The sequence below is a fragment of the Peribacillus sp. CSMR9 genome (assembly GCF_033141925.1).
Classification (GTDB): Bacteria; Bacillota; Bacilli; order Bacillales; family DSM-1321; genus Peribacillus; species Peribacillus simplex_A.
Genome location: NZ_JAOPHO010000049.1, coordinates 22757 through 32058, shown reverse-complemented (window position 1 = coordinate 32058; position 9302 = coordinate 22757). Strand labels below are relative to the sequence as shown.

The following is a 9302-nucleotide window of genomic DNA, read 5'->3' as shown; positions in this document are numbered from 1 at the left end:
GATAATCTAAGAAGCATGGGTTTATTAAATGCTGCTGCAGCAAAGAGTTTTAAAAAAGTAAGTGGGAAAGTGGGAAATTTCGTAGATACATTAGCAAGTGCAGGAGATAGCGCAGCCGCAATGGCCAGATCGCAATTGCCTGGTAAGTTAAAATCTTGGGGTGTTACAAATAAAGGTACTCAAGAAATGATTGTTAACGCTGTCTCTTATGCAATTAGGGCAGCAGATTGGATTTTCTTATGAGTTTTATAGATATTCCTAACACGACCCAAGAAATTCGCGGTGCGATCTACGATATTTTTGCCACTTATAACATAATATTGCACGATAAAAGACGTCAACCTATGTTGGAAAAAATAAGAGAAGAAAATAATCATCTAGAAATACCTGATTTGGATGATAAAGAATTTAAAAGCAAGTTATCATCTTTATTTGAAAAAGAATGGAATGTTTCGTTAGAAGAGGTCATCAAAAAATGTAACGAGGATGGCATATTTTCAGAGATTACTAATCATCTAAAATAAAGCAAAAGGATAGCATAAAATGCTATCCTCAGTTTGTCGACAAAAGGGGTTCGGAATGTATTAATTCCGAACCCCTTTTGATATTTTCTTGGAATTTTGCTCAAGATTAAGAGCTTGGGTCTCTACGAGCCCACTATGTTAGGCCATTTTTGGACCTTGCCATGTCCGATGGGCAAAGGTAACAGTCAAAATGTTCATCGTAAACATACTCAAGTTTGCGGAAGAATCCTTCTTTTGTTCGTGGCCGTGTATAGGGTAAAGCCGGTGTGATTTCTTTGTCAAAGAGGTAGCTTGTAATGGCTGGTGTTTTATAAGCTGCATCTGCGGCAACGGCTTCAGGCTTTCCAACTTTCTCAATCACTTGTTCAACCAGTGGCTCTAACATATGGCTATCATGCGTATTTCCAGGTGCTACAATCGACCCTAGCACAAAACCATTGCGGTCTGCAGCCGTGTGAAATGAAGTGAGGCACTTTATCATGGAAACCGTAACCTAAAAACCAACGGTAAGCCATATTCGTTTCAACTTCTTCAATTGTTTTACGCATCGAACGAATACCGAAGGTTTATTGAATCAATGTCAATTTAACTAAAATAACTGGATCAATACTTGGGCGCCCTATCTCTGAATACATATCTTTCACCAAGTCATAAATGAAAGTGAAGTCAATGGCCGCCTCAATTTTACGAACCAAATGGTTCGCTGGCACCAGTTGATCCAAAGTAATCATTTCAAGTTGATCTCGCTGAATAGAATTATGTTTCGAAAGCATCGTCATCACCTCAAGTTTTAATACTCCTATTTTAAAGCAAAAAAGACTGTAGGCAAAAGCGGTTATATCTAATTCTTAAAACAAAGTTGATTGGAGCGGGTGTACGAGACTCCTGCTTAGAAAAGCGCGTCTAGGGGAGACACCAAAGGCGAAAGCCGAGGAGGCTCCCGGACCGCCCGCGGAAAGCGAGTGCCTGGAGTGGAAATCAACGTTCGAATTTTTAAAACCCTCAAAAAAAACTGTCGACAAAGTCGACAGCTGTTTTTTATAAAAAGTTTAGCAAAATATATTGTGTCCTTCTTTCAAATTTACAACTAAATATGCTAATTAAAAGATAAAAAACCCCCTTTTTCTCCAACAATTCTTTTGGAAAAGGGGTTTGTCTACACTCTGAATCCCTGAATTTATTGGATTTAAGGGATTTTTTCTTTTCCAAAATTCTTATGGGAAATTGAAATTTGATTTTACAAAATACTCGTATGCAACAACATTCTTGTTATATATTAAACATACATATGTTAAAATAACCAATGAACCAATCATCCTACAAATTCGAGGTGTATATATTGTCCATATCTAAAACAAATCGCTTATCCCTTGTAGAGCAAGTGGTTTCCCAAATCGAATCGTTAATCGAATCAGGTGAATGGGAAATTGGAAATCAGATTCCTCCTGAAATGGATTTGATCCAACAATTCGATGTAAGCAGAAATACATTAAGAGAAGCTGTACGATCACTTGTTTATGCAGGTCTTTTAGTGACGAAACAAGGAAAGGGAACATTTGTAAAGTCCTCAAGTGCCTTGGGGGCGGCATTTCAAAGAAGGATCCAGCAGTCAAGTTTATTAGAAACGTTAGAGGTCCGTCATGCCCTTGAAAGAGAGGGAGCTCAGTTAGCGGCACTAAGACGTAACCAAGGCGATATAGAAAGATTACGGCTTCATATAACAGCTTGCAGTAATGCGGCAAAAGCAAAGGATATCAAGGCTTACGAAGAAGCGGATATCCAGTTGCATAAATCGATTATGGGTTCATCACATAATGATTTATTGATTGATTTGTACGAACATATGGAAGACTCCCTTCATGATTCCATCCATCAGATAGTCGAGATGAGTTCTGATGCGAACCTTCATCTGAACATCCATTGCAACCTTGTAGATGCCATCATCGAGCAAGATGTGGACCGGGCAATCGAAACAGTGAATGAATACATTGCACAATTCAAAAAGTCTTTAGAGTAAGTACGGAGGAGATTATGAGCATTCATCAAGCGGCAAATCAACTCGAACAAACAAAAATGGATATTAAACCCAGGTTAGGACTTCTCATCATCGGGATCATTCTTCTTGGTGCCAATCTGCGGGCTCCCTTAACATCTGTTGGCCCCCTTGTTACTTCGATCCGGGATAATTTAGGAATTTCCAATACACTATCAGGTTCCTTAACGACATTGCCTTTGCTTTCTTTCGCATTATTATCACCATTTGCGCCTAGGATAGCACGGCGTTTTGGAATGGAGCTCACCCTTTTCCTTTCCTTGATACTATTAACGATCGGGATTGGGATACGCTCCGTTGGCGGCGTATTGACATTGTTCATTGGGACCATTTTAATCGGGTTGGCCATCGCAATGGGCAATGTATTGTTACCCAGTCTGATAAAACATAACTTTGCTAGGAATATCGGTTTAATGACAGGGACATATGCAGTTTCCATGAATTTATGTGGCGCAATAGGTTCCGGGATCAGCATTCCCATTGCTTCATCATCGGGTTTGGGTTGGGCTGGTGCCCTTGGATGCTGGGGAATTTTATCTCTTGTTACGGTTTTCTTTTGGATGCCGCAATTAAGACGGCCATTCAAGTCAGGTAAGGATATACAAACGGCTCAAAAGGTTAAAAACATTAACTTATGGCGTTCTGGATTAGCCTGGCAGATTACTTTTTTCATGGGGTTGCAATCGTTTATCTTCTATACAGTAATTACCTGGATGCCGGAAATCCTGGAGCAAAAAGGCCTGAATGCTGATGAGGCTGGCTGGATGCTATCCATTATGCAGCTTGCCGTCATTCCCATAACATTCATTGTGCCAATTTTAGCTGGACGCTTACAAAGTCAGCGCCTGTTAGTGGTCCCACCTGTCATCTTCCTTATTGCAGGGATATTCGGCATATTATACGGAAGCACTATATTCATACCAGTATGCATGATATTGATCGGAATTGGCGTCGGAACCATTTTCAGTTTATCCATGATGTTCTTTAGTCTTCGAACACAAAGTACCCATGAAGCGACGGAATTATCAGGAATGGCTCAATCATTCGGTTACCTCTTAGCTGCCATCGGACCAGTATTATTCGGATTGCTTCATGACGTTACACATAGCTGGACAATTCCCTTATTTATGTTGGTCGTTATTTCGGCACTTATTTTCATTGTTGGAATGCGTGCAGGAAAAAATGAATATGTAACTACAAATGAAAGTCTCTCATGAATTTTGTAAAAAAGACCATACTTACATGATAAAGAACCTGTGAAAGCGTTAGAACAACTTGTTGTCGAATTAACGAAACGAATGATATAAGTTTAGTGTATTTGAAAAAAGCCATTGCTCCTGTTGAGCAATGGCCTAGACAGTGGACAAACTCGATTAAAATCAAGTTTGCCTACTGTTTTTTTATGGCTTGTACAATTTGAAAGAGGGCTATCGCCAGTACAAATCACCAAAACACATTTGTGTGACATGTCATTTTTATCAAAGTGTACCGAAAGTAAAGATATCAAAAAGTAGTGACACGTCATATTTGGCACGATTATATGATAGAAGCAGATCATCAAGATGTAAAAACCTATCTATGCGAAAAGTAAAGAAACGATTGAGCGTGTTTTCGCAGATGAAAAAAGAATAGCATGGTGCGTTGGACTTTTAAAGGGGACTTAAAAAATTGTCCATGCAGGTGATGCACTTTCGCTGCCATGAATGTAAAGAAGATGGCCAATTGGACATGGGAAGGTCCAAAAATGGCCTAACATAGTGGGCTCGTAAAGACACAATTGAGCAAAATTCAATTTCAAAAGGGGTTCGGAATGTTTTAATTCCGAACCCCTTTTATCTGAGCCATTGCTCTTGTTGAGCAATAGCCTTTTCGTATGTAATTCCTGAATCTGCAAAATGAAAAAAGACGTACAATGTGAATCGTACGCCTTTTTTAGCCTACAATTATAATGACTTGAAAATCGCCATCTCCGCGTTCTCTTTTTTATGCATACTTCTTACTTTCCTCGTCTTTAAAAAAGCTCTTCATTGCGTGGAAAACATCTGCCTTTTGCTTAAGGATATAATACCTGAATTTTTCATTTTCGATATTCTTATAGGCTGTCATCAATGTAGAATGACGATTGTATTGATTGACTTCCCCATACCCGAACATATTGGAAACCTTCATGAGTTCTTCAACAAGCTTAACGCATCGAACGTTATCTGATGTGAGGTTATCACCGTCGGAAAAATGAAACGGATAGATATTGAACTTCGCAGGGTCATATTTATGATCAATAAGTTCTAATGCTTTTCGGTATACGGACGAACAAATCGTACCGCCGCTTTCCCCTTTTGAAAAAAAATCCTCTTCCGGAACCACTTTCGCTTCAGTATGATGGGCAATGAACTCGATTTCAACCGTTTCATATTTTGTCCGCAAGAAACGGTTCATCCAAAAGAAAAAGCTTCGAGCCATATATTTTTCCCACAACCCCATACTACCAGAAGTATCCATCATTGCCAGCACGACTGCTTTGGAATCAGGTTTCTGGATCTCATTCCAGGTTTTGAATTTAAAGTCTTCCTTATAAATAGGATGAAACCCTGGGTCCCCGCTTAAAGCGTTCCGTTTGAAAGCCGAGATCATCGTTTTCTTTTTATCGATATTTCCCATTAAGCCTGTCTTGCGGATATCGTTGAATTCGATATGTTCAAGCGTGTGCTCCGCCTGTTCTTTCTTCTGGAGATTAGGCAGTTCCAATTGGCTGAACAGGGCTTCCTCCAATTCCATCATCGACACTTCGGCTTCATAATAATCCTCACCTGCCTTATCACCTGCACCTTGGCCCTTACCGGCCCCGGCATCGGACGGTGAGCCATCCCTTGCAACCACATCCCCCACTTTACTGTCTCCATCGCCTTGCCCTACATGTTTGTTTTTATCATAGTTATAACGAATTTTGTATTCATCCAAGGAGCGAATGGGAATCTTGATAACATCCCGGCCATTAGACATTATGATGCTTTCTTCTGAAATTAGATCAGGCAAATTATTCTTGATCGCTTCCTGCACCTTTTCCTGATGACGTTGTTGATCATCATAGCCTTTCCGATGGAGGGACCAATTTTCCTGTGAGATAACATATTGTTGATTATTCTCTTCCGACATTCTCTTCCCCCCTTAAAAATGTTTGCACGCTTTTCATCATTCCTTCATATAATAAATTAGTGTGGGAAAGCCCACATCATTCCGGTTTCCCAATGAAAAATACTATGCGAAAAAACGGATTAAAAGAAAAGTATTACTCTATCTTATGCAGCGGTGCAGGATAATTTACCACAAAATTCAATAATGGACGTTTGCCTACGAACTAGACAAGTCATGACATGGACATAGGGACCCTTTAAATATTTTTTTCTAATGTTACTGCAAAATAAGTATTTATCTAGAAAACGAACAGACTTATCAGTCCTGTTCGTTTTTCAGCAGGCTTCATTTATCGGATTAGATTTTTATAAGGTAACTTAAAATATCTTTTTGATGTTAGCCGGGTACAAAATCTAAAAGCAGAGACATGCAAATACATATCAAAAAATAGCAATAAAACCACAACAAAAGGGTGCTCCAGTAATTTTCTGGACACCCTTTTACACAGATAGAATGATTCTGGTTGTGATATTCGTCAATCTTTATCTTCCTCAATTTCATGTTGCACTGTACCTGGGCGTTTGTCCCGCTCTTTCAATTCTTCATTCGTCCTTTGATTTTCCATCTGCTTCCCAAGTTCTTTCATCTCTTCATAATCCTTAGCCATGGAGCTGTTTTCCGGAACATGTTCTCTTTTCAATTCTTCTTTACTCATTTGCTATCACCTCCACTTATTGATACCCAATATTTCCAAATCCAAAACGTAACATATCCAATGGGAAGATGGGGTATAGATAAGACATTATGAGCAAACCAAAGGAGGTGTAAGAAGTATGCAAACAACTACACTTTATGTAAAAGAAGCAACGTCAGAAGGTCCGATTCTAAATCTAGAGTCCATACTTTTAAAAACGGAAGGCGTGGAACGTGCGATCATCGATGTTGATGATGGGGAAATTAAAATCGATCATAGCGAAGACGAACTTTCCCCCGACCAACTTATCACACTTATTGAACAGTATGGCTTGAATGTAACCAAATAGGAATCCAAAGTGCCGGGCTCCCCCTAGTAGGGCCCGGTAATTTTTTTGATTTTTAAATATCCGATACCCTGTCACCTTTAACAAATACTTTACCTTTCCTAAAAAAGGATATAAACCCCTGCCCAATAGGGGGCAGGGGCAAGAAAGCATGCATTTACCGATTTAACAAGCTGCCCACATAGCGCAGCAAATCATTGGCCGAAGTGGAATTATAACCGTGCTCATCGATAAGTCTCGTAATGACTTCGTTCACCTTCTTCAGTTGCCTTTCGTCTGGTGTTTTTGTTGAAGTAGTGATCTTGACGACATCCTTCAAATCCGCGAATAGCTTCTTCTGGATTGCTTCCCGTAAACGATCATGTGAATTATAATCGAATCGCTTTCCTTTACGCGCATATGCAGAGATACGAATCAATATTTCTTCGCGGAATGCTTTTTTTGCATTCTCGGAAATTCCAATTTGCTCTTCAATCGAGCGCATTAATTTTTCATCCGGATTAATTTCTTCCCCTGTCAAAGGATCGCGCAGCCTTGATTTATTGCAGTATGCTTCGACATTGTCCAGATAATTATCCATGAGGATTTTCGCAGACTCTTCATATGAATAGACAAATGCCTTTTGCACTTCATTTTTTGCAATGGCATCATATTCTTTACGTGCAAGGGAAATGAAATTCAAATACCGCTCCCGAAGTTCGTTCGTAATGGACGGATGCTGATCAAGACCTGCTTTTAATGACATAAGTACATCCAATGCATTGATGGACGGATTTTCCTTACGAATGATCGTAGAGGAAATTCGGTTAATCACGTAACGTGGATCGATTCCGCTCATGCCTTCGTCCTGATATTCTTTCTTCAATTCATTGATGTCTGCGGAATTAAAGCCTTCCACATTTTCCCCATCATACAGCCTCATCTTTTTCACTAAATCTATATCGCCCTTTTTGGGATCCTTCAAGCGGGTCATGATGCTGAAGATTGCCGCCACCCTTAATGTATGCGGGGCAATATGAACATCTGAGACATCACTTTCATGAATCATTTTTTCATAAATCTTTTCTTCCTCGGTAACCTTCAGATTATACGGAATAGGCATGACGATGATCCGGGAATGCAATGCCTCATTTTTCTTGTTGGAAATGAAAGCTTTATATTCCGTTTCATTCGTATGGGCCACGATAAGTTCATCTGCACTGATCAATGCAAAACGCCCTGCCTTAAAATTCCCCTCTTGTGTCAATGAAAGCAAATGCCATAAGAACTTCTCATCACATTTCAGCATCTCCTGGAACTCCATCATCCCGCGGTTCGCCTTGTTCAGTTCGCCATCAAAGCGATAGGCACGCGGATCCGATTCAGATCCATATTCGGCAATCGTCGAAAAATCGATGCTGCCCGTCAAATCAGCAATATCCTGTGACTTAGGATCAGAAGGACTGAATGTTCCAATTCCAACACGCTTATCCTCTGAAAGGAAAATACGCTCGACCATCACATCTTCAATCCTGCTTCCATACTCCTGTTCTAATCTCATTACATTCAGCGGCGATAGGTTTCCTTCAATCCGGATGCCGTATTCCTCATAAAAATCACCCCGTAAATACTGCGGAATGAGATGCAGTGGATCTTCATGCATCGGGCATCCTTTTATTGCGTAAATGGCACCAGAATCCTTTAATGAATAATTTTCAAGTCCACGCTTCAGTAAAGAAACGAGTGTAGACTTTCCTCCTGAGACCGGACCCATGAGAAGCAAAATCCGCTTACGGACATCCAGCCGCTTTGCCGCCGGATGGAAATATTCCTCGATGAGCCTTTCCAGTGAATCTTCAAGCCCAAACAACTGACCGCTGAAAAAATTGTATTTCTTTGACCCATTTACTTCCTCTATCCCTGCATCTCTGATCATGTTGTATACACGTGAATGAGCAGATTGAGCAACTAATGGCGTTTCTTTCAAAATTTCTAAGTACTCTGCGAAGGTGCCTTCCCACTTCAGCTTCTGTTCATCTTCTCTAAATTTTTCGATTTTCTTTAAAATATCCATTTAAGGAACCTCCCCCTGTCACTTTCAGAGAATACTTAAATCTATGCTCTAAGTCTGACAAACATGTCAGACTTTAAAAAGTGTCCGGGCATTGTTTAGAAACCTCCTGCACGCTCCATATATCGAAAAAGGCTTCAGCATTGAACAATTGATGACAAATCGGCTGACAAGAAAAATAGTGTACACTACTGCTAAAAATTAGGGTATACTAAGCCTATACTTAAGTGGGACAATATGGGTAAAGGGAGGTCACATTATGGGCACAATTATTATCGTTGCAGTTGCTATTACATTTTTAGCCGCTATCTTTACTGCTGGTTATGAAGATAAACCGGGTGTCAAATAAAGAAAATATTAAGGCCTTTCTTACATTCCAAAAAAGGGGACAGCAAATTAAATTTGCTGTCCCTTTTCTTTGCACACCCATCCATATAAATAGAAAAAAGTCCTTTCGAACCCCGGAAGGATTTCTTAACTTTTAAAATAAATTATTAATAAAC

General features: G+C 39.8%; 8 protein-coding genes and 1 pseudogene. 5 read left to right on the top strand and 4 right to left on the bottom strand.

The window, feature by feature from the left end:
• A partial coding sequence (locus tag N9I19_RS18165) for a hypothetical protein (RefSeq protein WP_317778581.1) occupies window positions 1-243 on the top strand: 243 nt, incomplete at its 5' end.
• Window positions 240-524, top strand: coding sequence for a hypothetical protein (locus N9I19_RS18160; protein ID WP_317778580.1), 285 nt, complete (start codon window positions 240-242; stop codon window positions 522-524). The genes N9I19_RS18165 and N9I19_RS18160, both read left to right, overlap by 4 nt.
• A 169-nt stretch (window positions 525-693) precedes the next feature.
• On the opposite strand, the pseudogene N9I19_RS18155 reads toward N9I19_RS18160, so the two are convergent.
• Window positions 694-1297: pseudogene (locus tag N9I19_RS18155) on the bottom strand (transposase); the annotation flags it as partial.
• Between the two features lie 566 nt (window positions 1298-1863).
• Between N9I19_RS18155 and N9I19_RS18150 the strand changes: the two are divergent.
• Both N9I19_RS18150 and N9I19_RS18145 read left to right on the top strand, forming a co-directional pair.
• Window positions 1864-2541 (top strand): FadR/GntR family transcriptional regulator, encoded by a 678-nt coding sequence (locus N9I19_RS18150; protein WP_089364589.1) that lies wholly within the window; start codon window positions 1864-1866, stop codon window positions 2539-2541.
• 14 nt (window positions 2542-2555) lie between these two features.
• A complete protein-coding gene (locus N9I19_RS18145) occupies window positions 2556-3794 on the top strand; it encodes a CynX/NimT family MFS transporter (protein ID WP_317778579.1) in 1239 nt (412 codons plus the stop codon).
• Between the two features lie 766 nt (window positions 3795-4560).
• On the opposite strand, the gene yhbH is transcribed toward N9I19_RS18145, so the two are convergent.
• Both yhbH and N9I19_RS18135 read right to left on the bottom strand, forming a co-directional pair.
• Window positions 4561-5730: a sporulation protein YhbH gene (gene yhbH / locus N9I19_RS18140; RefSeq protein WP_089364591.1), complete on the bottom strand. Its 1170-nt coding sequence runs from the start codon at window positions 5728-5730 to the stop codon at window positions 4561-4563.
• 514 nt (window positions 5731-6244) lie between these two features.
• The gene (locus tag N9I19_RS18135; protein ID WP_089364592.1) at window positions 6245-6424 is read right to left on the bottom strand and encodes a hypothetical protein; all 180 of its coding nucleotides are present in this window, start codon (window positions 6422-6424) and stop codon (window positions 6245-6247) included.
• A 118-nt stretch (window positions 6425-6542) separates the two neighbouring features.
• Between N9I19_RS18135 and N9I19_RS18130 the strand changes: the two genes are divergently transcribed.
• Complete coding sequence (locus tag N9I19_RS18130; RefSeq protein WP_061461829.1) at window positions 6543-6752, top strand: hypothetical protein; 210 nt, start codon at window positions 6543-6545, stop codon at window positions 6750-6752.
• Between the two features lie 154 nt (window positions 6753-6906).
• Here the strand turns inward: N9I19_RS18130 and N9I19_RS18125 are convergent, their stop codons facing one another.
• Window positions 6907-8802, bottom strand: a complete 1896-nt coding sequence (locus N9I19_RS18125; RefSeq protein ID WP_317778578.1) for a PrkA family serine protein kinase — start codon at window positions 8800-8802, stop codon at window positions 6907-6909.
• Window positions 8803-9302 lie beyond the last annotated feature (500 nt).